Annotated in this window: 26 protein-coding genes; 13 read left to right on the top strand and 13 right to left on the bottom strand. The window is 75.3% G+C overall.

Annotated elements, in window-relative coordinates:
* Positions 1–82 precede the first annotated feature (82 nt).
* Positions 83–1,069 (bottom strand): aldo/keto reductase, encoded by a 987-nt coding sequence (locus ACFVXN_RS06585; RefSeq protein WP_389229167.1) that lies wholly within the window; start codon positions 1,067–1,069, stop codon positions 83–85.
* Between the two features lie 162 nt (positions 1,070–1,231).
* On the opposite strand from ACFVXN_RS06585, the gene ACFVXN_RS06580 reads away from it, so the two are divergent.
* Positions 1,232–2,110: a helix-turn-helix transcriptional regulator gene (locus ACFVXN_RS06580; RefSeq protein WP_389229159.1), complete on the top strand. Its 879-nt coding sequence runs from the start codon at positions 1,232–1,234 to the stop codon at positions 2,108–2,110.
* 28 nt (positions 2,111–2,138) lie between these two features.
* Here the strand turns inward: ACFVXN_RS06580 and ACFVXN_RS06575 are convergent, their stop codons facing one another.
* Together ACFVXN_RS06575 and ACFVXN_RS06570 are read right to left on the bottom strand one after the other, a co-directional pair.
* Positions 2,139–3,179 carry a serine hydrolase domain-containing protein gene (locus tag ACFVXN_RS06575; protein ID WP_389229156.1) on the bottom strand — a complete coding sequence of 347 codons (1,041 nt, stop codon included), beginning with the start codon at positions 3,177–3,179 and terminating at the stop codon, positions 2,139–2,141.
* A gap of 57 nt (positions 3,180–3,236) precedes the next feature.
* On the bottom strand, positions 3,237–4,346 hold the full coding sequence (locus tag ACFVXN_RS06570; RefSeq protein WP_389229153.1) for a fatty acid desaturase family protein: 1,110 nt from the start codon (positions 4,344–4,346) through the stop codon (positions 3,237–3,239).
* 320 nt (positions 4,347–4,666) lie between these two features.
* Between ACFVXN_RS06570 and ACFVXN_RS06565 the strand changes: the two genes are divergently transcribed.
* Positions 4,667–5,626 (top strand): manganese catalase family protein, encoded by a 960-nt coding sequence (locus ACFVXN_RS06565; RefSeq protein ID WP_389229150.1) that lies wholly within the window; start codon positions 4,667–4,669, stop codon positions 5,624–5,626.
* A gap of 45 nt (positions 5,627–5,671) precedes the next feature.
* Complete coding sequence (locus tag ACFVXN_RS06560; protein WP_389229147.1) at positions 5,672–6,112, top strand: hypothetical protein; 441 nt, start codon at positions 5,672–5,674, stop codon at positions 6,110–6,112.
* 3 nt (positions 6,113–6,115) lie between these two features.
* Here the strand turns inward: ACFVXN_RS06560 and ACFVXN_RS06555 are convergent, their stop codons facing one another.
* Positions 6,116–7,126 (bottom strand): LacI family DNA-binding transcriptional regulator, encoded by a 1,011-nt coding sequence (locus ACFVXN_RS06555; RefSeq protein WP_389229144.1) that lies wholly within the window; start codon positions 7,124–7,126, stop codon positions 6,116–6,118.
* A gap of 30 nt (positions 7,127–7,156) precedes the next feature.
* Between ACFVXN_RS06555 and ACFVXN_RS06550 the strand changes: the two genes are divergently transcribed.
* Entirely contained in the window at positions 7,157–8,419 is a 1,263-nt protein-coding gene (locus tag ACFVXN_RS06550; RefSeq protein ID WP_389229141.1) for an MFS transporter, read from the top strand.
* A gap of 450 nt (positions 8,420–8,869) precedes the next feature.
* Positions 8,870–9,892, top strand: coding sequence for an RNA polymerase sigma factor (locus tag ACFVXN_RS06545; protein ID WP_389229138.1), 1,023 nt, complete (start codon positions 8,870–8,872; stop codon positions 9,890–9,892).
* 66 nt (positions 9,893–9,958) lie between these two features.
* On the opposite strand, the gene ACFVXN_RS06540 is transcribed toward ACFVXN_RS06545, so the two are convergent.
* Both ACFVXN_RS06540 and ACFVXN_RS06535 read right to left on the bottom strand, forming a co-directional pair.
* Entirely contained in the window at positions 9,959–10,972 is a 1,014-nt protein-coding gene (locus tag ACFVXN_RS06540; RefSeq protein ID WP_389229135.1) for an NADP-dependent oxidoreductase, read from the bottom strand.
* A 52-nt stretch (positions 10,973–11,024) separates the two neighbouring features.
* Complete coding sequence (locus ACFVXN_RS06535) at positions 11,025–11,411, bottom strand: DUF1304 domain-containing protein (protein ID WP_389229132.1); 387 nt, start codon at positions 11,409–11,411, stop codon at positions 11,025–11,027.
* A 94-nt stretch (positions 11,412–11,505) separates the two neighbouring features.
* Here ACFVXN_RS06535 and ACFVXN_RS06530 point away from each other — a divergent pair, with 94 nt between their 5' ends.
* Positions 11,506–12,078, top strand: a complete 573-nt coding sequence (locus ACFVXN_RS06530) for a TetR/AcrR family transcriptional regulator (RefSeq protein ID WP_389229129.1) — start codon at positions 11,506–11,508, stop codon at positions 12,076–12,078.
* A 16-nt stretch (positions 12,079–12,094) separates the two neighbouring features.
* On the opposite strand, the gene ACFVXN_RS06525 is transcribed toward ACFVXN_RS06530, so the two are convergent.
* Complete coding sequence (locus ACFVXN_RS06525; RefSeq protein WP_389229126.1) at positions 12,095–13,063, bottom strand: helix-turn-helix transcriptional regulator; 969 nt, start codon at positions 13,061–13,063, stop codon at positions 12,095–12,097.
* Between the two features lie 105 nt (positions 13,064–13,168).
* Here ACFVXN_RS06525 and ACFVXN_RS06520 point away from each other — a divergent pair, with 105 nt between their 5' ends.
* On the top strand, positions 13,169–13,600 hold the full coding sequence (locus tag ACFVXN_RS06520) for a VOC family protein (RefSeq protein WP_389229123.1): 432 nt from the start codon (positions 13,169–13,171) through the stop codon (positions 13,598–13,600).
* Positions 13,601–13,642: 42 nt separating this feature from the next.
* On the opposite strand, the gene ACFVXN_RS06515 is transcribed toward ACFVXN_RS06520, so the two are convergent.
* From ACFVXN_RS06515 to ACFVXN_RS06500, 4 genes are all read right to left on the bottom strand, one after another.
* Positions 13,643–14,020: a GntR family transcriptional regulator gene (locus ACFVXN_RS06515; protein ID WP_389229120.1), complete on the bottom strand. Its 378-nt coding sequence runs from the start codon at positions 14,018–14,020 to the stop codon at positions 13,643–13,645.
* On the bottom strand, positions 14,017–14,937 hold the full coding sequence (locus tag ACFVXN_RS06510) for a hypothetical protein (protein WP_389229117.1): 921 nt from the start codon (positions 14,935–14,937) through the stop codon (positions 14,017–14,019). Before ACFVXN_RS06510 ends, ACFVXN_RS06515 begins: the two co-directional genes overlap by 4 nt.
* Positions 14,938–15,015: 78 nt before the next feature.
* Positions 15,016–15,477 carry a hypothetical protein gene (locus tag ACFVXN_RS06505; protein ID WP_389229115.1) on the bottom strand — a complete coding sequence of 154 codons (462 nt, stop codon included), beginning with the start codon at positions 15,475–15,477 and terminating at the stop codon, positions 15,016–15,018.
* Complete coding sequence (locus ACFVXN_RS06500; RefSeq protein WP_389229112.1) at positions 15,468–16,010, bottom strand: RNA polymerase sigma factor; 543 nt, start codon at positions 16,008–16,010, stop codon at positions 15,468–15,470. The genes ACFVXN_RS06505 and ACFVXN_RS06500 overlap by 10 nt, the downstream gene beginning before the upstream one ends.
* 152 nt (positions 16,011–16,162) lie before the next feature.
* Here ACFVXN_RS06500 and ACFVXN_RS06495 point away from each other — a divergent pair, with 152 nt between their 5' ends.
* Genes ACFVXN_RS06495 through ACFVXN_RS06470 form a run of 6 tightly spaced genes read left to right on the top strand, consistent with a single transcriptional unit; the run spans position 16,163 to position 18,670 of the window.
* Positions 16,163–16,636: an Asp23/Gls24 family envelope stress response protein gene (locus ACFVXN_RS06495; protein ID WP_389229109.1), complete on the top strand. Its 474-nt coding sequence runs from the start codon at positions 16,163–16,165 to the stop codon at positions 16,634–16,636.
* Complete coding sequence (locus ACFVXN_RS06490) at positions 16,633–16,971, top strand: hypothetical protein (protein WP_389229106.1); 339 nt, start codon at positions 16,633–16,635, stop codon at positions 16,969–16,971. The genes ACFVXN_RS06495 and ACFVXN_RS06490 overlap by 4 nt, the downstream gene beginning before the upstream one ends.
* Positions 16,971–17,150 carry a DUF2273 domain-containing protein gene (locus ACFVXN_RS06485; RefSeq protein ID WP_389229103.1) on the top strand — a complete coding sequence of 60 codons (180 nt, stop codon included), beginning with the start codon at positions 16,971–16,973 and terminating at the stop codon, positions 17,148–17,150. The genes ACFVXN_RS06490 and ACFVXN_RS06485 overlap by 1 nt, the downstream gene beginning before the upstream one ends.
* Entirely contained in the window at positions 17,143–17,529 is a 387-nt protein-coding gene (locus tag ACFVXN_RS06480) for an Asp23/Gls24 family envelope stress response protein (protein WP_389229100.1), read from the top strand. Before ACFVXN_RS06485 ends, ACFVXN_RS06480 begins: the two co-directional genes overlap by 8 nt.
* Positions 17,526–18,089 (top strand): DUF6286 domain-containing protein, encoded by a 564-nt coding sequence (locus tag ACFVXN_RS06475; RefSeq protein ID WP_389229097.1) that lies wholly within the window; start codon positions 17,526–17,528, stop codon positions 18,087–18,089. The genes ACFVXN_RS06480 and ACFVXN_RS06475 overlap by 4 nt, the downstream gene beginning before the upstream one ends.
* Positions 18,089–18,670, top strand: a complete 582-nt coding sequence (locus ACFVXN_RS06470; RefSeq protein ID WP_389229094.1) for a hypothetical protein — start codon at positions 18,089–18,091, stop codon at positions 18,668–18,670. Before ACFVXN_RS06475 ends, ACFVXN_RS06470 begins: the two co-directional genes overlap by 1 nt.
* A gap of 42 nt (positions 18,671–18,712) precedes the next feature.
* On the opposite strand, the gene nhaA is transcribed toward ACFVXN_RS06470, so the two are convergent.
* Positions 18,713–19,969: a Na+/H+ antiporter NhaA gene (gene nhaA, locus ACFVXN_RS06465; protein WP_389229091.1), complete on the bottom strand. Its 1,257-nt coding sequence runs from the start codon at positions 19,967–19,969 to the stop codon at positions 18,713–18,715.
* A 143-nt stretch (positions 19,970–20,112) separates the two neighbouring features.
* Positions 20,113–20,658 carry a carboxymuconolactone decarboxylase family protein gene (locus tag ACFVXN_RS06460; RefSeq protein ID WP_389229088.1) on the bottom strand — a complete coding sequence of 182 codons (546 nt, stop codon included), beginning with the start codon at positions 20,656–20,658 and terminating at the stop codon, positions 20,113–20,115.
* Positions 20,659–20,681: the final 23 nt, after the last annotated feature.

The following is a 20,681-nucleotide window of genomic DNA, read 5'->3' as shown; positions in this document are numbered from 1 at the left end:
GGCCCTCAGTCCAGGGGTCCCGCCGCAGGGTCGAGCTCGTCCGTCGCGTGCACCCGGTCGAGCTCCGCCGGGGTCCACCCGCTCACAGCCCCACCATCGCCATGCCCGCGTCGTCGTAGCGGTTGCCCTGGACGCCCACGGCGCCGGCGAGGGCGTCGAGCCCGGCGAGGTCGTCGGCGGAGAGCGCCACGGCGGTCGCGCCTGCGTTCTCCTCGACGCGCTCGATCCGGCGGGTCCCGGGGATCGGCACCACCCACGGCTGCTGGGCGAGCAGCCACGCGAGGGCGATCTGCCCCGGGGTGGCGCCGCGGGACACGGCCAGCTCCCGGACCCGGTCGACCAGGGCGGCGTTGGCGGCCCGGTTCTCGGCCGAGAACCGGGGGACGCGGTGCCGGATGTCGCCCTCCGCGAACGTCGTGCCGGCGTCGACCGTGCCGGTGAGGAACCCCTTGCCGAGCGGGCTGAACGGGACGAACCCGATGCCGAGCTCCGCGCAGGTCGGCAGCACCTCCGGCTCGGGGTCACGGGTCCACAGGGAGTACTCCGACTGGACGGCCGTCACCGGGTGCACGGCGTGCGCGCGCCGGATCGTGCCGGCCCCGGCCTCGGACAGCCCGAAGTGGCGCACCTTGCCCGCGGCCACGAGCTCCCCGACGGCGCCGGCCACGTCCTCGACCGGGACGTCCGGGTCGACGCGGTGCTGGTAGAAGAGGTCGATCGTGTCGGTGCGCAGCCGGCGCAGCGACGCGTCCGCCACGCGACGGATCTGCTCCGGGCGGCTGTCGGTGCCCTGCATCCGGCCGTCGGCGATGTGCCAGCCGAACTTGGTGGCGATCGTGACCTGGTCCCGCAGGGGCGCCAGCGCCTCGCCGACCAGCTCCTCGTTGACGTACGGGCCGTAGACCTCGGCGGTGTCGACGAACGTGACGCCGCGCTCCACGGCGCCGCGCAGGACCGCGATCATCGCGTCCCGGTCGCCGGGGTTCGGGCCGTAGCTCTGGCTCATGCCCATCGCGCCGATCCCGACGGCGGACACCTCCAGACCCTGACCGAGCAGACGACGGTGCATGGGGCGACCTCCTGGTGCGTGGGGCGGGCGGAACGGTTCGTCCTCGACGCTACGACCGCCGCGGGGCGGTGGCGCGTGCGGCGACGGGCCCTGTCGTGACGGGTACCGCCAGGGCCCCCCTCGCTCCGGTCGCCGGTCGGCGTCGACGCCTACCGTGGGGGGATGGACAACCGTGACGAGGTCCGCGACTTCCTGCGGTCGCGCCGGGCCCGCATCACCCCCCAGCAGGCCGGGCTGCCGGACTACGGCGGCCACCGCCGGGTGCCTGGGCTGCGTCGCGAGGAGGTCGCGATGCTCGCGGGGGTGTCCGTCGACTACTACGTGCGGCTCGAGCGCGGGAACCTCGCCGGCGCCTCCGACAGCGTGCTGGAGTCGGTGGCGACCGTCCTGCGGCTCGACGACGCCGAGCGCCGCCACCTGCGCGACCTCGCCCGCGCCGCCGGACCGGGCAGCGGCCGACCGCGTCGCCGCCCGGGGGCCAGGACCGTGGGCCTCAGCGTCCAGGTGATGCTCGACGCGATGTCCGAGGCCCCGGCGGTGGTCCGCGACGACCGGCTCGACATCGTCGCCTGCAACGCCCTCGCCCGGGCGCTGTACGCCCCGCTGTTCGACGACCCCGGCCACCGGCCGAACCACGCGCGGTTCGCGTTCCTCGACCCGCGGGCGCGGGAGTACTGGGTCGACTGGGAGCGGGCCGCGGACGACACCGTCGGGGTGCTGCGGTCCGCCGCGGGGCGGGACCCGTTCGACGGCGACCTGACCGCGCTGGTCGGTGAGCTCTCCACCCGCAGCGAGGAGTTCCGCACCCGGTGGGCCGCGCACCACGTGCACCTGCACACCGGCGGGACGAAGCGGATCCAGCACCCGGTCGCCGGGCGGCTGGAGCTCATGTACGACTCGATGACGATCGCGGCGGCGCCGGGTCTGACGATGCTGGTCTACACGGCCGCGCCGGGCAGCGGCACCGCCGACGCTCTCCGGGTGCTGGCGAGCTGGGCGGCGACGCAGCCGGTCGACGCGACCACGCCGCGCCGGGTCTGACGGGGCCGACGGCGTCTGCTCGGTCCCGTCAGGCGCCGGCCGGCTCCCGCAGCACGGGCCAGGCGCCGTCCGAGGAGTTCGCGACCACCGTGACCGTCACGCCGGTGACCGGGTCGTGCCGGGTGCGCGCGGACACGCCCGCGTCGTAGCCCTCCAGGACGAGGTCGGGGGAGTCCGCGCCCAGCCAGAACCCGAGGCCGTACCGCATCCCCTCGGACTCGACGGTGCTCACCGGCTCGACGAGCGCGGCGAGCGTGCCGGCGCCCACGACCCGGTGCGCGAGCACGGCCCGCCAGAACGCGGCGAGGTCGTGCGCCGTCGTCACCAGGCCGCCGTCGCCGCTGCCGCGCACGGGCAGGTGCAGCACGTTGGTGCGCAGCCCGGTCGGGTGCAGGTACCCGAGCGCGACGTCACCGGGCAGCTCGTCGGTGCGGGGGTAGCCGGTGCGGGACATGCCCGCGGGCTCGAGGACCCGCTGCCGCACGAGCTCGGTGAACTCGGTGCCGGTGCGGCGCTGCGCCACGAGGGCCAGCAGCACGAAGCCGGAGTTGTTGTACGCGAACCCGGAACCCGGAGGCGCGACCTGCGGGTGCCCGTCGAGCACCGGCAGGTAGGCCTCGACGTCGTCCAGCAGGTGCACGGGCACGGGCAGGACGTGGTCGGTGATGTCGCCCGCGACGTTCTCGTCCAGGTAGTCGCCGATGCCGGAGGTGTGGCTCAGGAGGTGCCGGACCGTGACCGCGTCGTCGACCAGCGGGAGGTCGGTGCCGAGCACCGCGCGCACCGGGTCGTCCAGGCCGATCCGCCCCTCCTCGACCAGCGACGCGACGGTCAGCGCCGTGAAGCCCTTGGCGACGCTCGCGACGCCGAACCGGTGGTCCACGGTCGCCGGGATGCCGTGCGCCCGGTCCGCGAGCCCGTACGCCTGGGCGAACACCACCGTGTCGCCGACGTCGACCCGGATCACGCCGCTGAACCCGGTGGCGAGCGCCCGCTCGTGCAGGGCCGCCCCGTGGCGGGCGGCGTCGTGTCGTGCTGCGTCGGATCGGGCGGCGTCGTCGCGGCTCATGCGTCCGACTGTAGGGAGCGGGGACGAGCCGGGCCCAGCGGATTGATGCCCCGGCGGTCAGCGGCCGTACATCGCCGCGACGTGGCACCCGTCGGGGGTGCGCGCCTGCCGCTCGACGTCGTTGAGGTAGCGGACCACGATCGCGTACGACCGGAAGAACCCGACCTCGGTGTACGGCACGCCGAGCTCGGCGCAGTAGTCGCGGACGATCGGCTGGACCCGCTTGAGGTTGGGTCGCGGCATGCTCGGGAACAGGTGGTGCTCGACCTGCCGGTTCAGCCCGCCCATCATCAGGTCGACGGCCCAGCTGCCGCGGATGTTCCGGGACATCAGCACCTGCCGGCGCAGGAAGTCCACGCCCGCGCCCGGCGGCACGATCGGCATGCCCTTGTGGTTCGGCGCGAACGCCCCGCCGAGCAGCACGCCGAACACCGCGAGCTGGACGCCCAGGAACGCCGCGGCGATCCCCGGGGGCAGCAGCACGAACAGCACGACGACGACCACGAGGAGGCGGCCCAGCAGCAGTGGCGCCTCGACGGCGCGGTGCCGCATCGGGTGTCGGCTGAACAGGGCCCGCACGCTCGAGACGTGCAGGTTCAGGCCCTCGAGGGTCAGCAGCGGGAAGAAGAACCAGCCCTGGTGCCGGGCGAACCAGCCGCGCCAGCCGTGCCGCGTCGCCATCACCGCGGGGGTGAACGCGATGACGCCGGGCGCGATGTCGGGGTCCTGGCCCTCCTGGTTGGGGGCGGTGTGGTGCGCGTCGTGCTTCGTGGTCCACCACCCGTGGCTGAGCCCGACGAGCAGGTTCGCGACGATCCGCGAGGTCCAGTCGTTCCAGCGCAGCGACCGGAACACCTGCCGGTGCGCGCTGTCGTGCCCGAGGAACGCGAGCTGGGCGAGCACGAACGCCATCGCCGCCGCGACCGCCAGCTGCCACCAGGACGCGCCGACCAGCACCACGGCCACCCAGACCGCGGCGAACGCGGTCAGGGTGAGCGCGAACCGGGTCACGTAGGCGCCGGGTCGACGGCGCAGCAGCCCGGCCTCCCGAACCCGGCGGGCGAGCACCGAGTAGTCGTGGGTCATCCGCTGCTGCGCGCCACGGGGCGGGGCCGCCGTCGTCGCGCCGGCTGCGGCGGGGGGCGGGGGTGGCGCTGAGGTGGTCATGACGTCGTCCGCTCGTCCGAGCCGCCGCGGCGGCTCGTCGTCCGCTCACCGGTGCGGTGTGCGGTGAGGCGCAGAGCGCCCCGTCCCGGACGTCGCGCGAGGCTGCGTCCACGTGCGGGTTCACGGCCCGGACAGCGGCCGACCGCATGGCTGACCGTACACGCGCTCCCCGCGTCCGACCTCTGGTGGCGCGGGCGGTCGCGAGCCGACGCGGCCGGGTCTAGCGTCGGAGGCGTCCGCTGCGACGCCGCCGCGGACCCCACGGCTCCCACGTCAGGAAACGACGCCGCCGTGCACCCGGTCACAGGAGCGAGAGCACCATGTACCTGCACGTGCAACGACTCATCCACGACATCGTCCCCGACGAGCCGGACCCGGCTGCGGCCAACGCCCTCCAGGAGGGGCTCGGCGGCCAGTTCGGCGAGATGCGGACGATGATGCAGTACCTGTTCCAGAGCATGAACTTCCGCGGACCGACGGGGAAGCCGTACCGCGACCTCCTGCAGGGCATCGGCACGGAGGAGATCAGCCACGTCGAGCTGATCGGCACGACCATCGCGCGGTTGCTCGACGGCTCGCCTCGGTACCAGGGCAAGAAGACCGACCCGCTGGACCAGCCCGGCTCGGGCGGCGCGACGCCGCTGGGCATCGCCCTGGACCAGAGCAACATCCACCACTACCTCGTCGCCGCGCAGGGCGCGCTGCCCGTGGACGCCGCGGGCAACCCGTGGAGCGGCTCGTACGTCTACAACTCGGGCAACCTCGTGCTCGACCTGCTCTACAACCTCATGCTGGAGTCCACGGGCCGGCTGCAGAAGTGCCGGATCTACGAGATGACGGACAACAAGACGGCACGGTCGACGATCTCGTACCTGATCGTCCGCGACCAGGCGCACGAGAACGCCTACGCCCGCGCGCTCGAGACGCTCGGCGTCGACTGGGCGAAGGTGCTGCCGATCCCGAGGACGAACGCCGAGAAGTTCCCCGAGGTGAAGAAGCTCGTCGACCTCGGGCTGCAGAGCAAGCAGTACACGTTCGACCTCACGGCCGAGTCGGAGGCCGGGAAGATCTACCAGGGCATGTCCCCGTCGAAGGACGGCACGGAGCTCGACGCGAGCGAGCAGGCTCCCGCCGGCGTGCCGATGACGATCGCCGAGGAGCGGTTCGAGGAGTTCTCCCCGGGCCTGGACACCGACCTGCTGGCGCTGATCCAGGCGACCGCCGACCTGGAGATGTCCGACGTCCAGCCGCTGTTCGGCCCGGTGGCCCCGACGAGCTGACCCACCGCCCGGTCGAGCTGCTCAGGTCCGCCGCGTCCCCTGCCGATGAGCACGGGGGACGTGGCGGACCTGCTGCGTCACCCCGACCCGCTGCCGAGAGGTGCTCGCGTGCCGTCCGCGCTGCCGACCGACCGTGCCGCACACGCGCGTCTGCGTCGCCGGGCGTGGCTGGTCACGTCCGTCGCGCTGGTCGTCGTCGGCTGGTGGGTGCTGAACATCGTGCTGGCGCAGCGCTCCGACGACCAGCAGGTCCGGGCGAGCGCCGCGTGGTCGTTCCTGTGGGCCGGCGTGTGGGCCGTCGTGGGCGGGTGGGCCTCGGTGCGCGCGTGGCGCCGGTCCCACGCGGCGCGACCGTTCACCCAGCAGCTCGGGGACCTCGGCCGGGCGCGTCCCAGCGGGGTCGCCCAGGGCGTGCCCGAGCTCGATGCGGAGGCCGGGCGTCACGTGGGCCTGACGGGGCAGGTCCCGCCTCCAGGGCGGTGGTGAGCCTCAGGCCGACGCGCGCACCGTGAGCGTCAGCGGGACCCGGGCGGTCGCCGGCGGACGCCCGGTGCGCAGGAGCGCGTCGAGGGCGTCGACGGCGTGCCGGGCGAACGCCGTCTTGTCGAGGTCGAGGGTGGTGAGCTCGGGGGAGAGCAGGCCGCCGATCTCGAGGCCGTCGCACCCGATGACGGCGACCTGGTCCGGCACGGCGACCCCCCGGCGGGCCAGGCCCTTCAGCACCCCGGCGGCCATGACGTCGTTGTAGACCAGCACCGCGTCGAGGTCGGGCGCGGCGGTGAGCAGCAGCTCGACCGCGTCGGTCCCGCCCCGGTACGTCTCGGGGGCGGCGACCTCCGAGCGCGCGTCGCGGTGCAGCCCGAGCGCGTCGAGCCGGTCCCGGTACGCGGCGTGCCGGGGGGCGCCGGGCAGCTGGTCGCTCGCCACGAGGCCGATCCGCCGGCGGCCGTGCGCGACGAGGTGGTCGACCGCCGCGCGCACCCCGCCCGCGTGGTCGACCTCGACCAGCGCGTCCACGGCCGGGTGCGGGGTGCCGTCCAGCATCACCGTCGGGATGCCGAGCAGGCCGCCGCGCAGGTCCTCGAGCGGGATCAGCCCCACGGTGCCCTCGCGGCACCCGGTCAGCACGAGCGCGTCGACGCGGGGGAGCAGCGCCTCGATCCTGCTCCGGGAACCGGCCTCGTCGTCGCCGAGGTCGCACAGGACGACGTTCCAGCCGCGCTCCGCCGCCGTGCGGGTGAGCGCGGAGGCCATCTCGGAGTAGTAGGGGTTGCTGAGGTTCTCGACCAGGAAGCCGACGGCGACGCCGCTGCCCCGGACCAGCGCCTGCGCGGCGCGGTTCGGGCGGTAGTGCAACCGCCGCGCGGCCTCGAGCACCCGCTCGCGGGTGGCGTCGCTGATGTCGGCCATCCCGTTCAGCGCCCGCGTGACCGTCTGGCGGGAGACCCCGGCCTCGCGGGCGACGTCGAGGATCGTCGCCGCGCCCGGGGTCGTTGCCATGCGGAGCACCTTACGGCTACGGTCGACGCCGTGAACGTTCACGGCGGTGCGACCGCGACCCGGCCGACGGCCGCCCGACCGACCGCGGCGCTCCGGCGCGCGCGGGCCGGCGTCATGATGCTGTTCCTCACCAACGGCGCGGTGTTCGCCGGGCTGCTGCCCCGGTACCCCGAGGTGAAGTCCGCCCTGGACCTGAGCAACGCCGGGCTCGGTCTCGCTGTGGCGATGTTCCCGCTGGGGGCGCTGATCGCCGGGCTCGGTGCCGCGCCGCTGCTGCGCCGCTGGGGCTCCGGCACCGTCGCCGTGGCCGGGACGCTGGTCACCGCCGTCGCGATCCTCGTCGCGGGCACAGCGCCGGTCGTGGGGCTGCTGTTCGCCGCGCTGTTCGTCGGCGGGGCGATGGACGCGATCACCGACGTCGCCCAGAACGCCCACGGCCTGCGCGTCCAGCGCGCGTACGGACGGTCGATCCTCAACGCGTTCCACGCGCTCTGGTGCGTCGGCGCGGTCACCGGTGGCACCCTCGGCGCGGTCGCGGCCGGCGCCTCGGTCCCGCTGCCCGTGCACCTCGGACTCTCGGGCGTGCTGTGCGCGGCCGTCGCGGTGGTCGCCCGCCGGATGCTGCTGCCCGGCGCCGACTCCCCGCAGGACGAGGCGGCCGACGGTGCCGACCCCGCGGCCGGTCCGGTGCCGGCGGTGCGCACCGTGCGCCGGGCGCGCCTGGTCCGCTGGGCCACCCTCGCGGCGCTGGTGCTGATCGCGTCCACCGGGATGCTGGTCGAGGACGCCGGGGCCACCTGGGGCGCGATCTACCTGACGGAGTCGCTCGGGGCGACGGCGCTCGTCGGCGGCACCGGGTTCGTCGCGCTCCAGGCGATGCAGTTCGTCGGCCGGATCGTCGGGGACCGGCTGGTCGACCGGTTCGGGCAGCGCGCCGTCGCGCGGGCCGGGGGCGTGCTGGTCGCCGGCGGCATGGGAGCGGCCCTGGCCATGCCGACGGTGTGGGGCACGGTCGTCGGGTTCGGGCTCGCGGGCCTCGGCGTCTCGACCCTGATCCCCGCCGCGATGCACGCCGCCGACGAGCTGCCCGGCCTGCGCCCCGGCACCGGGCTGACCGTGGTCGGCTGGCTGGTGCGGCTCGGCGTGCTGATCTCGCCGCCCGTCGTCGGGGCGGTCGCCGACGCGACGTCGCTGCGGGCGGGGTTGGTCGTCGTGCCGCTGGCGGGCGTCGCGGTGGTGCTGCTCGCCCCCGTGCTCACCACCCGCGCCGCCGCCGCGCCCGCGATCGACTGACCGCACCCGCACCCGCACCCGCCCGACTCGCCGCCCCGCAGCCGACGAGTGGGGGCGGCGCCCGGGGGGGCCCCCCCGGGGGGGCCGGGGGGGGGGGGGCCCCGGGTGCCGCCACCACTCGTCAGACGGGCGGGGCGGGGGTGGGGAGGGAGAGGGCGGCGGCAGGGGACGCGGCAGGGGGTCACGGCAGGGGAATTTCGCGGGTGGCCTGCGCATTGAGGAGGGTGGAGACCCGCCCGCGAATAGCGTTCCGACGACGGGCCGCGAGGAATCGCGCGAATGCGGATGTTATAATGGTGGTCGCATTGCGGTCCCGGGACGCCCCGGGTTCTGCGTCCGGGCGTCGCCCGGCACCTCCCAGGTTCGCTGCCGTCCCCGGCAGCGGCAGGCGCGTGCGACACCTCCTCGACCGCCGCGGTGCGACGGTTCCCGGATGAGAGAGCGAGCCTGATGACCGAAGTGATCGCCGGTACCGACGCGGACCAGAACCCCACCACCGACTCCTCGTACGTCCTCACCACCGACGAGGACGACGCACCTGCGCCGATCGTCTCGGCGGCGGGCGCGTCGGCTGACCCCGTCAAGGACTACCTGCGCATCATCGGCCGGGTCGCGCTGCTGACCGCCGAGCAGGAGGTCGAGATCGCCCGCCGGGTCGAGGCCGGGCAGTTCGCCACGCACCTCCTCGAGGAGGGCATGACGCACCCGGGCGCGACCGAGCGCGAGCTCACGCTGATCGCCGCCGACGGCCGTCGCGCCAAGTCGCACCTCGTCGAGGCGAACCTGCGCCTGGTCGTCTCGATCGCCAAGAAGTACACGGGTCGCGGCATGCTGTTCCTGGACCTGATCCAGGAGGGCAACGCGGGCCTCATCCGTGCGGTCGAGAAGTTCGACTACACCAAGGGCTTCAAGTTCTCGACGTACGCGACGTGGTGGATCCGGCAGGCGATCACCCGCGGCATGGCCGACCAGGCGCGCACCATCCGCATCCCGGTGCACATGGTCGAGGTCATCAACAAGCTCGCGCGCGTCCAGCGGCAGATCTTCCAGACGACCGGCCGCGAGGCCACGCCGGAGGAGCTGGCCAAGGAGCTCGACCTCACGCCCGAGAAGGTCGTCGAGGTGCAGAAGTACGGCCGCGAGCCCATCTCGCTGCACACCCCGCTCGGCGAGGACGGCAACAACGAGTTCGGCGACCTGCTCGAGGACTCCGAGGCCGTCTCCGCGAGCGAGGCCGTGACGTTCACGCTGCTCCAGGAGCAGCTGCAGCAGGTCCTCGACTCGCTGTCGGAGCGGGAGGCCGGCGTCGTGTCCATGCGGTTCGGCCTGTCCGACGGCCAGCCGAAGACGCTGGACGAGATCGGCAAGGTCTACGGGGTGACGCGCGAGCGCATCCGGCAGATCGAGGCCAAGACGATGTCGAAGCTCCGGCACCCCTCGCGGTCGCAGACCCTGCGCGACTACCTGGAGTGACCGGGACGCGCTGAGCACGAGAGCGCCGGCCCGCGGGTGACCGCGGACCGGCGCTCTCGTCGTGCGTCAGGCGGTGCGGACGACCATCTTGCCGGTGTTCGCGCCGCGCATCATGCCCAGGAACGCGTCCACGGCGTGGTCGATGCCGTCGACGACCGTCTCGTCGTAGGCGATCTTGCCGTCGGCGAACCAGCCGGTCATCTGCTTGCGGAACGCGGGCGCGTGCTGGAGGTAGCCGCCGAGCGTGAAGCCCTGCACGGTCAGGCCGCGGGTGATGATGTTCGCCAGGTTGTCCGGGCCGGGGGCGCGGTCGGTGGTGTTGTAGCCGGTGATGGCGCCGCAGAGCGCGAGCCGCCCGCCGGGGTTCATCACGTCGAGGGCCGCCTCGAGGTGGTCGCCGCCGACGTTGTCGAAGAACACGTCGACCCCGTCGGGTGCCAGCGCGGGCAGCTGCTCGCGGACCGGGGCGTCGCGGTAGTTCAGGGCCGCGTCGAAGCCGTACTTCTCGGTGAGCAGCGCGACCTTCTCGGGGGAGCCGGCGGAGCCGATCACGCGGCCGGCGCCGAGCAGGCGCGCGATCTGCCCGGTCGCGGTGCCGACGGCCCCCGCGGCGCCGGACACGAACACGGTGTCGCCGGGCTGCAGGTGGGCGATGGCGGTGAGGCCGACGTAGCCGGTCATGCCGGTCATCCCGAGGATGCCGAGGTGCAGCGACAGCGGGGCGCCGGGGATCTCGGGCACGACGCGGAAGGCGGTGGCCTCGTCCTGGACCACGTCGCGCCAGCCGAGCTGGTGCAGCACGACGGCGCCGACGGGGACGTCCTCGACGGTCGACTCGACGACGCGGCCGACGGCGCCGCCGGTCATCGTCTCGCCGAGCGCGTACGGCGGGGTGTAGCTCTTGACGTCGTTCATCCGGCCGCGCATGTACGGGTCGACGGAGATGAACTCGTTGCGGACCCGGACCTGCCCGGGCTCCAGGTCGCCGTAGGTGACCTGGACGGTGCGGAAGTCCTCGGGGGTGGGCCACCCGGACGGGCGGTTCACGAGCTGGACCTGGGTGCTGACGGCGTGCGACATCGAGGGTTCTCCTGCGGGACGTGCGGGTGGGACGGGTGGGACGGGTGTCAGCTCAGGCGACGAGGCCGACGACCAGCGCGACGACGCCGAGCAGCGGGAGGACCGCCTGCTTGAGCGCGGCCGAGGTCTTGGTGCGGTCGGACAGCATGAGGACCAGCCCGGCGGCGACCATCGAGCCCGCGCCGGTGAGCACCAGCGTGGCGCCGACGGCGGTGTGGCCGGCGGCGACGACGACGATCCCGACGACCACGGCGATCGCGAGGAACAGGTTGTAGAACCCCTGGTTGAACGCGAGCGCGCGGGTGGCCTCGGCCTCCTCGCGGGTGGTGCCGAAGGTGGCGCGGGCACGGTCGCTCGTCCAGAGCACCGACTCGAGCACGAAGATGTAGACGTGCACGAGTGCGGCGAGGGCGGTGAGCACGAGTCCGGTGGCGATCACGAGGGGCTCCTCTGCGCGGGCGCCGGAGCGCCTGGTTTCTGAACTGACTGATCCACTATATACTGGACCGGTCGGTGCACAAGTGGAGGTGGTCGTGGGACGCGCGCAGACGTTCGACACGCAGCAGGTCGTCCGGGCGGCACGCGCGGTGTTCTGGGAGCAGGGCTACGAAGCCGCGGCCCTGCCCGCGCTGGAGCAGGCGACCGGGCTGAACCGGTCGAGCATCTACCACGCCTTCGGCAGCAAGCGCGGGCTGTTCGACGCGGCCGTCGAGAGCTACCTCGACGAGGTGGTCCGGCCACGCCTGCGGCCGCTCACCCTCGACCACGTGGCACCCGACGCGCTCGAGGTCTACCTGCGCGGGCTGCGTCGGGCGCTGGAGGACGCCGCCTCGTTCACCGCCGCGCACGGCTGCCTGCTGATCAACGCGGCCGGGGCGCCGATCGCGCACGACCAGACCGTCCGGGACACCGTGGCGGCCTACCGCGGCGAGATGCGGGACGCGGTCGGCCGGGGCGTGCGCGCCCGGTTCCCGCAGGCGCCGGACGCGGAGGCGGCCCGGGTCGCCGACACCTGCGCGGCCCTCGTCGTCGCCGCGCTCGCGCTCACGCGGGTCGACAACGCCGGGGCGCTGCAGAGCCTCGACACGGCGCTCGCGCTGATCTGACCCGCGCGGTGCTGGGTCACGCCCGGTGCGCCGCGCGGGCGAACCGTTGCGCCAGCCGGTCGAACGCCTCGGCGAGCGCGGGCGGGCCGACCACCTCGACCTCCACGTCGAACCGGGCGATCGTCGCCGCGAGGCCGGCCCACGACCACGCGCCGAGCACGAGCCGGCAGCGCTGCGGGCCCACCGCCTCGACGGTCCCGTCGTGGGCGAACGGCGCGACCGCGGCGGCCGGCGCGTCGAGCAGCACCTCGCCCCGGCACGGCCAGTCCGACCCCGGGCCGTCGGTGCCGCGGAACCGGGCGTCCAGGTACGCGGTGACGTCGCCGCCGGGGACCTCGCGCGGCGTGAACCGCGCGCCGCCGGGGGAGCGGGGTCGCACCCGGTCGACGCGCAGCGTGCGCCAGTCGTCGCGGTCCAGGTCCCACGCCACCAGGTACCAGCGGCCGCCGCGGGTCACCAGGTGGTGCGGCTCGACCCGGCGGGCCGCACGGGCCTCGGCGGAGCCCTGCGACGGGCTCGCGTAGTCGAGACGCAGCACCTCGCGGGCGTGGATCGCGGCGCCGACCGCCGCGATGACGGCCGGGTCGACGGGGTCGGCCGGCAGCGTGGACTCCACGGGCAGCGCGTCCACCCGGTGCCGGAGCCGGGCTGGCAGTACCTGGCGGAGCGTGCGCAGCGCCCGCTCCGCCGCCTCGCCGATCCCCGCTCCCGACGCGGTCGCGCCCCGCAGTGCCACCGCGAGCGCCACGGCCTGGTCGTCGTCGAACAGCAGCGGCGGCAGCGTGGAGCCGGCGTCGAGGCGGTAGCCGCCCTCGCGCCCGCGGGTGCTGGTGATCGGGTAGCCGAGCTCGCGCAGCCGGTCGACGTCGCGACGCACGGTCCGGTCGGTGACGTCGAGCCGGTCGGCCAGCACGCTCGCCGGCCAGTCGCGGCGCGCCTGGAGCAGCGAGAGCAGGGACAGCAGGCGGGACGAGGTCGTCGGCACCCGTCCAGTGTGCCGCGGTATCCGGACCGTTCCTGACCGGATGGGCTGGCACCGTCGTCCGTGCCGAGCCCGACCGGGCCGGCGCGCACCGACCGAGGAGACGCGATGTCCCTGTCCACCACCACCCACATCAACCTGCGCGGCGACGCCCGGGCGGCGCTCGAGCACTACCGCGAGGTCTTCGGCGGCGAGCTGACGATCGCCACCTACGCCGACGCAGGCGCCGCCGCGGGCCCGGACGACGCCGACCTGGTCCTGTGGGGTCAGCTCGAGTCCGCCGACGGGTTCCGCGTCATGGCGTACGACGTCCCGGCGCACCTGCCGTGGGAGCAGGGGACCAACGGGTACTTCGTCTCCGTGCGCGGGACGGACGCTGCCGTGGTCGAGGCCCGGTGGGAGCGCCTCGCCGCCGGTGCGGGGGCCGCCGTCGTGGTGCCGCTCGGGCCCGCAGGCTGGTCGCCGCTGTACGGCATGCTGCGCGACCGGTTCGGGGTCGTGTGGGTGCTCGACGTCGCCGTGGCGTACGACGGGGCGTGAGCGTCCCGCGGTCGGCCGGGACGCTCCCTGGTCGACCGCGGGTCAGCCCGCGGACCGCCGGTCCGCGTCGTCCAGCAGCTCCGCGTGCACGAGGTCGAGCAGCTGACGCTGGGTGAGGCCCTCGTCGGCAGCGACTGCCACCAGCTCGCGCACGAGCGCGCTCGTGCGGCCACGGGGCCGGGACGGGGAGGTGACGATGGTCCCGGCTCTGCGGCGCGTCGCGACGAGGCCCGCCTCCTCGAGGTCGCGGTAGGCCCGGGCGACCGTGCCGGCGGCGATCCCGAGGTCCGCCGCGAGCGCCCGCACGGTGGGGAGGCGGTCGCCCTCGCCGAGGCTGCCCGCGGCGATCAGCGCCGCGACCTGCTGGCGGATCTGCTCGTACTGCGGGGCGGACGCGCCGAGGTCGACGGTGATCCTCACGGCGCGACCGCCGTGAGCGCCGGAACGGGGCGACGTCCAGGTCGGGGGACCAGGGCGGCGAGGGCGACGACCGCGACGGCAGCGGCCGCCGTCAGGAGCGCGCCGCCCACCACGCGCTCGTCCAGCACCTGGTGCGCGATCCCGGCGAGGGCGAGGACGCACGCGAGCGTGCCCGCGAGCGCGAGCTGCACGCCGCCGACGAGGTGCCGGGCGCTGCGTCGCCGCAGGTGCAGGTCCCAGTCCGCGGTGACGCCGGTGACGGCCGGCCGCAGCACGATGAGGCGCAGCGTGAGCTCGCAGGTCGCGACGAGCGCCGTAGCGACCAGCAGGAGCGGGACCGCGTAGTACGTCCCGGGGTACGGCCCGAAGTCCCGGTGCGCCCCGGCGGTGGTCACGGCCAGCGTCCGCGGTCCGTCGGCGCGCGGGACGAGGATCGCGAGGGCGGCGACCAGGGCGCCCGCCCAGCAGACCAGGAGCCGGTGGGTGGCGACGGGGACGACGTCGTGGTGCCGTCGTCGGACGAGGCGCGCCTCGCGATGCGTCCCGCGGGGCCGCGGCCAGGTGACCTGGGCGAGTGCCTGTGCGGCGACGAGGCACAGGCCCGCGACGCCCGGGAGGGCGGCGAGGACGCGGCCGTCCACCCAGCCCTGCGGTGCCGCGAGCGCCCCCACGGCCGCCAGGCCGAGCACGGCGACGAGCAGGCTCGCACCGGCCACGGAGCCGAGCGTCGCGTGCCGGTTGGCGCGGGCGGCGGCCTGGGACGTGGTCGGGGTCCGCCGGCTGCTGACGAGGAGCGGGACGAGTGCGGCGGCGAGGACGACGGCGGCGAGGAGCAGGCCGACCAGGGCGTACGGGAGCGGGTAGCAGGTGAAGCCTCCCGCGGCCTCGAGGCAGACGTACTCGGACGACACGGACATGCGACCCCCTCCAATGAGCATTGAACATGAACAATGCCCATCGTTCGACTCGTCGTCAAGGGTGGCCACCCGGGTGGCTCAGGCCCGGTACACGTCCACGACCACGAGGTCGACCCGGACCAGGCTCGCCGGCAGCGTCGGTGCGCCGAGGGTGTCCCGCAGCTGGGCCACCACGACGCGGCGCACCTCGTCGGCGAGCGGCAGCAGCGCCTCGCCGAACGCCGCGCCGACGTGCACGGTCACCTCGGTCAGGGCGTGGTCGTCGTCGGTGTCCAGGGTGATCCGGTGCGGGCGGGCGCGGGTGCGGCTCTCGACGGCGTGCCGCACCACCGCGGTCAGCACCGAGCCGGCGACGAAGAACGTCCCGGCGGCGTGGCGGGCTCGGACGGGCGCGGACGGGCGGACGGCGGACCGGATCTTCGCCACGAGCGAGGCGCGGGCCTGCACCCAGCCCGCGTCGGTGTGCTCGCGCAGGGTGCCGGCGGCGCGGGCCAGCAGGTCGTCCACGCCGTCGAGGTCGTCGTCGTCGGTCATCGCCATCTCTCGAGCCTCCGTCCGAGCGTGCGGCGCGCACGAGCCAGCTGGCCCCGCACGACGGTGGGTGTCGTGGCCTGGGTGGACGCGATGTCCTCGTAGCTCAGGCCCTCGACGGCGAACAGGATCCAGCATGCCCGCTGCAGCGGCGGCAGGGTGTCGAGGGCCGCGGCGAGCGCGGACCGCAGGTCGGTGTGCAGCAGGTGGGCGGTCGGGTCGTCGTCGTCGGCCGGCGCCGGGGCGTCCAGGACGAGGTCGGTCGGCTCGGGGACGCGCCGGCGCAGCCGGTGGCGCACGACGTTGGCCTGGATCCCGAACAGCCAGGTCTTCAGGCTCGACTCCGCGCGGAACCGGGGCAGTCCCGTCCACGCCGCACTGAGGGCGTCCTGGACGCAGTCCTCGGCCTCGCCGGCGTCGTGCAGCATCCGGCGCGCGTAGCGGTAGAGGGCCGGACCGTGCAGGTCGACGATCGCGACGAACGCGTCCCGGTCGCCCAGGGCGGCCTGCCGCGCGAGCTCGGCCTCGTCCTCGGGGGTCATCGCGGGGCGCGCCCCCTCGGACGCTCCGTGTGACACAGGTCACAGCGTGCGCCCCGTGAACTTCGGCGGGGGACGGGCACTACACGAGTGTCGGCGCCGGACGGGCGTCCGGCACCCCGAGGGGCCCCGCGCCCCGGGAGAAGGAGAGTCCGATGACCGAGCAGACGAGCACCACCACCCGCGCCGACCTGGCCACGACCGAGCGCAGCCGCGGCGGCCAGTCCAGCCCGCTGCAGACCGAGCACGGCTCGACCAGCATCGCCGACGGCGTCGTCTCGAAGATCGCCGGCATCGCCGCCAGCAGCGTGGTCGGCGTGCACGCCCTCGGCGGCGGTGCGGCCCGGGCGATGGGCGCGCTGCGCGAGCGCATCCCGGGCGCCTCGACCAGCCGGTCCCAGGGCGTGACCGTCGAGGTCGGCGAGCGGGAGACCGCCATCGACCTGGAGCTGGTCGCGGAGTACGGCGTCTCCGTGGTCGACCTGGCCGAGGGCGTGCGCCGCAACGTGATCCAGTCGGTCGAGCGGATGACCGGGCTGCGGGTCACCGAGGTGAACATCGCGGTCAACGACGTGCACCTGCCCGAGGAGGAGCCCGCCGAGCCCGCCGAGTCCCCGCGCGTCCAGTGACCGCCGGCCCGGTCGACCCCCGCCTGCCCGACGCGCGGGAGCCCGACCCGGCGGAGGTCCTCGCCGCGGTCGTCCAGGCCGTGCCCGGGGTGGTCCGCCTGGACGGCGGGCCGCTCGGCGAGATCGGCACGTACCTGCCCGGTCGCCGGGTCCCCGGGATCCGCCGCACCGCCGACGGCACCGACGTGCACCTGGTCGTCGACCAGACCGCCGATCTGCGGGCCGTCGCCGAGCGGGTCCACCGCGAGGTCGCCGGGGTCGTCCCCGGCCCCGTGCACGTGTACATCGACGACGTGGCACCGGCCGCGTCGCTCGCACCACCCGAGGAGCTGTGATGTCGTCCACCACGTCCGGAGTCGTCGTCGGCCTGCTGCTGGCGCTCGCCGCCATCGCCGGAGGATTCACCGGCTTCCTGCTCGCCCTGGTGCTCGGCGCCGCGGGCGGCCTCGTCGCCGCCCAGCTGAGCGGCACCCTGGACCTCGGGGCCCTCGTGGGCGGTCGGCGCCGTGGCTGACGTCGTCGCTCCGGAGCGCGCGAGCTCGGAGCCACGCTCCACCGGGGACCGCGGGTCGCTGGAGGTCGCCGACCGCGTCGTGGAGAAGGTCGCGGGCCAGGCCGCGCGGTCGGTCCCCGGCGTCGCGACGACCTCCGGCGGGATCGGCCCGCTGGGCCGGGGCTACCCGCGGGCGACCGCGACCGGCAGCGGCCTGCGCACCACCCTCGTCGTGGAGATCGCGCTCGCCTGGCCCGCGCCGGCCGCGCGCACGGCTGCGGCGGTCCGGGACGAGGTCACCCGCTCGGTCGAGCGGTACGCCGGTGTCCGCGCCGACGCCGTCGACGTGGTCGTCGCGAGCGTGGACGACACCGCCCCTGTGCGGAGGCGGGTCCGATGAGCCACGTCGACGACCGGGCGACGGACGTCGTCGAGGCGCTGCCGCCCCGCACCCGCACCGCGACGGCGTGGATCGGTCTGGTGCTCGCCGTGCTGCTCGCCGCGCTCGGGCTGGTGCTGGCGCACGACGCGCTGGTGCACCTCGACGTGCTGGGCGGACGCGACTGGATCACCAGCGCCGCCGACGCGGCCGGGACCGTGACCCCCGGACCCGCCGTCGCCGTGGTCGGCGGGCTGGTCGCGCTGCTCGGGCTGCTGCTGCTGGTCGGGGCGCTGCGCCCCCGCCGGCGCCGGGGCGCGCTGGTCAGCGACGGCAACGGCCAGTACCTGCTGCCCGTCGACGTCGCGCGGCTGGCGTCCGCGGCCGCCCGCCGGGTCGACGGCGTGCTCGACGCGAGCACCACCGCGACGGCCGGCACCGTGACGGTGACGGCCCGCACCACCGGCTCCGGCGCCACCGCCGCTGCCGTGCAGGACGCGGTCCGGGACGCCCTGGCCGTGCTCGAGCGCACCCCGCGGGTGCGGGTCCGTGCCCGCGCCGGTGACGAGAGGGAGAGCTGATGAGACCCGCACTGCGCAGGACCAACCGCACCGTCGCGCTGCTGCTCGGGGCGCTGCTGCTCGTGGTCGGCCTCGGGCTGGTCGCGTGGTGGTCGGGCGCGCTGGCCGACCTGTGGTCGGGTGCCCCGGCGTCCCTCGACCCCGGTCGCGCCGAGGAGCTCACCACCGCCGCGTGGTGGCCGGCCGTCGCAGCCGTCGCCGGCGTCGTGCTCGTGGTCGTCGGGGTGGCGTGGCTGCTCGCGCACCTGCGCTCGACGCGCGTCACCCGGGTCGCGCTGCCCGGGTCGGACGCCACCGGACGCCTGGTGCTCGACCTGCCGGGCGTCGCGAGCCACTTCGCCGACCTCGCGGGCCGGGAGAACGGGGTGACCGCCGCGCGCGCGTCGTTCGTGACCGAGCGGGGGCGGACCGTCCTGAGCAGCACGATCACCGTGGACGCGCAGGCCGACCTGCGCGCGGTCAGCCAGGCGGTCGCCGCCCTGACGGCGCAGGCCCGCGACGTGACCGGCGTGCCGCGGTTCGCCGCGCGCACCCACCTGCGGGTGAGCCGCCGACGGCACACGCTGGACCGGGTGCGCTGACCGGGTGCGTGGACCGGGTGCGCCGACCGGTGCGCCGGGCGCTCAGCGGGGCCGGTCGTCGATGACGTCCTGCGGCCCGTCCGGCACCCCGTCGTCGTTCATGTCCGCGTCACGCGCCCGGCGGGCGTCCCGGCGCAGCAGCCCCGCGGCGGCGACGGCGGAGACGGTCGTGCCCGCGAGGACGGCGATCTTCGCCCCGTCCGCGAGCGCCGGGTCGTCGAACGACAGCTCCGCGATGAGCAGCGACACGGTGAACCCGATGCCGGCGAGCATCCCCACGGGGAGCAGGTCCCGCATCCCGATGCCCTCGGGCAGCCGCAGGGTGCGGGTGCGGGTCGCGAGCGCCACGGTGCCGAGCACGCCGGTGACCTTCCCGGCGACCAGCCCCAGGACGACGGCGGGCACGACGGCCTGCCCGAGCACGCCGCCGTCGCCGCCGACCACCGTGACGCCCGCGGAGAAGAACGCGAACAGGGGCAGGGCCAGCACCGACGACCACGGCCGGACCGCGGCCTCGTACCGGTGCGCTCGGTCGTCGCCCTCGCCGGCGAGCGGGCGCGCGGGGACGACCAGGCCGAGCAGGACGCCGGCGATCGTCGCGTGCACCCCCGAGTGCAGCATCAGCACCCAGGCGGCGAGGGCCGGCAGCGCGAGCAGCGCCGGGTGCGCGACGCGTGAGCGCGCGAGGACGCCGAAGAGCGCGACCGCGCCCGCCGCGAGCGCGAGCCACCCGAACGAGACGGTGTCGGTGTAGAAGACCGCGATCACGACGATCGCGAGGAGGTCGTCGACCACCGCGAGGGTGAGCAGGAACGTGCGGATCGCCACCGGGAGGCCGCGTCCGAAGATCGCGAGCACGGCCAGGGCGAACGCGATGTCGGTGGCGGTCGGGATCGCCCAGCCGTGCCGCGCGGCGGGGTCGCCCGCCGCCAGCACGACGGCCGTGTAGAGCACCGCCGGGACGACCATCCCGCCGACCGCGGCGAGGACCGGGACGGCGGCGCGGCGCGGGTCGTGCAGGCTGCCGACGACCATCTCGCGCTTGAGCTCCAGCCCCACGGTGAAGAAGAACACCGCCAGCAGGCCGTCGGCCGCCCAGTGGGCGAGGTCGAGGTCCAGGCCCCAGGCGGCCGGGCCGACCACGGTGTCGGACAGCGTCGCGTACGCCGCGCGCCAGGGGGAGTTCGCCCAGACGAGGGCGACCAGCGCGGCGACGATCAGCAGCGCGCCGCCGGTCGTCTCGCGGGTCGCCCAGCGGCGCAGGGGAGAGGCGGTGGGGATGGGGGTGGGGTTCGGCATCATGTCCCTCGGGTCGCGGCTGGCCCCGCCGGCGGGGTCGCCGAGCGGGACGCCGACCAGACTTCCCGGCACACCGAGGGTCGACTCTACGCGAGCACCGTGCCCCGCGCCGGTGTGGGCGCGGGGCACGGCCGGGGTGTCCGTCAGGCGGCCCGGCGCAGCGGCACCGTCGGGAAGTCCACGGGGACCTCGAGGGCGACGTTCACGTAGTTGGTGAACAGGTTGAGGGCGACGTGCGCGACGACCTCGACGACCTGCTCGTCCGACCAGCCCGCGTCCCGGACGGCCTGGACGTCGGCGGCGGACACGTGCCCACGCTCCTCGACCAGGCGCAGCGCGAAGGTCAGGACCGCGGCGGTGCGGGGGTCGTCCGACGCCCCGTCCTGCGCGGCGGCCATCGCCTCGCGCGGGACGCCGGCCTTGCGGCCGAGCGCGGTGTGCGCGGCGAGGCAGTACTCGCACGCGTTGCGGTTCGCCACGGCGACCGCGATCTGCTCGCCGACGGCGGCACCGAGCGTGCCGGTGCCGAGGGCGCCGAACTGGGCCCACATGCTCTGCAGGGCGGCGGGGGAGCCGGCGACCGCGCGGAACATGCTGGGCACGCCCCCGAACGCGGCGCGGACCTGGTCGAGCTGCTCCTTGACGGGGCCGGTGGTGGTGGCGGGGTCGACGAGCGGGACGCGGGACATGGTGGTGCTCCTTCGGTCGGAGG

The organism is Cellulomonas sp. NPDC058312 (assembly GCF_042880135.1).
GTDB lineage: Bacteria > Actinomycetota > Actinomycetes > Actinomycetales > Cellulomonadaceae > Cellulomonas.
Note: the sequence above shows the minus strand (reverse complement) of the source record. Positions and strands in the feature narration are given on the sequence as shown.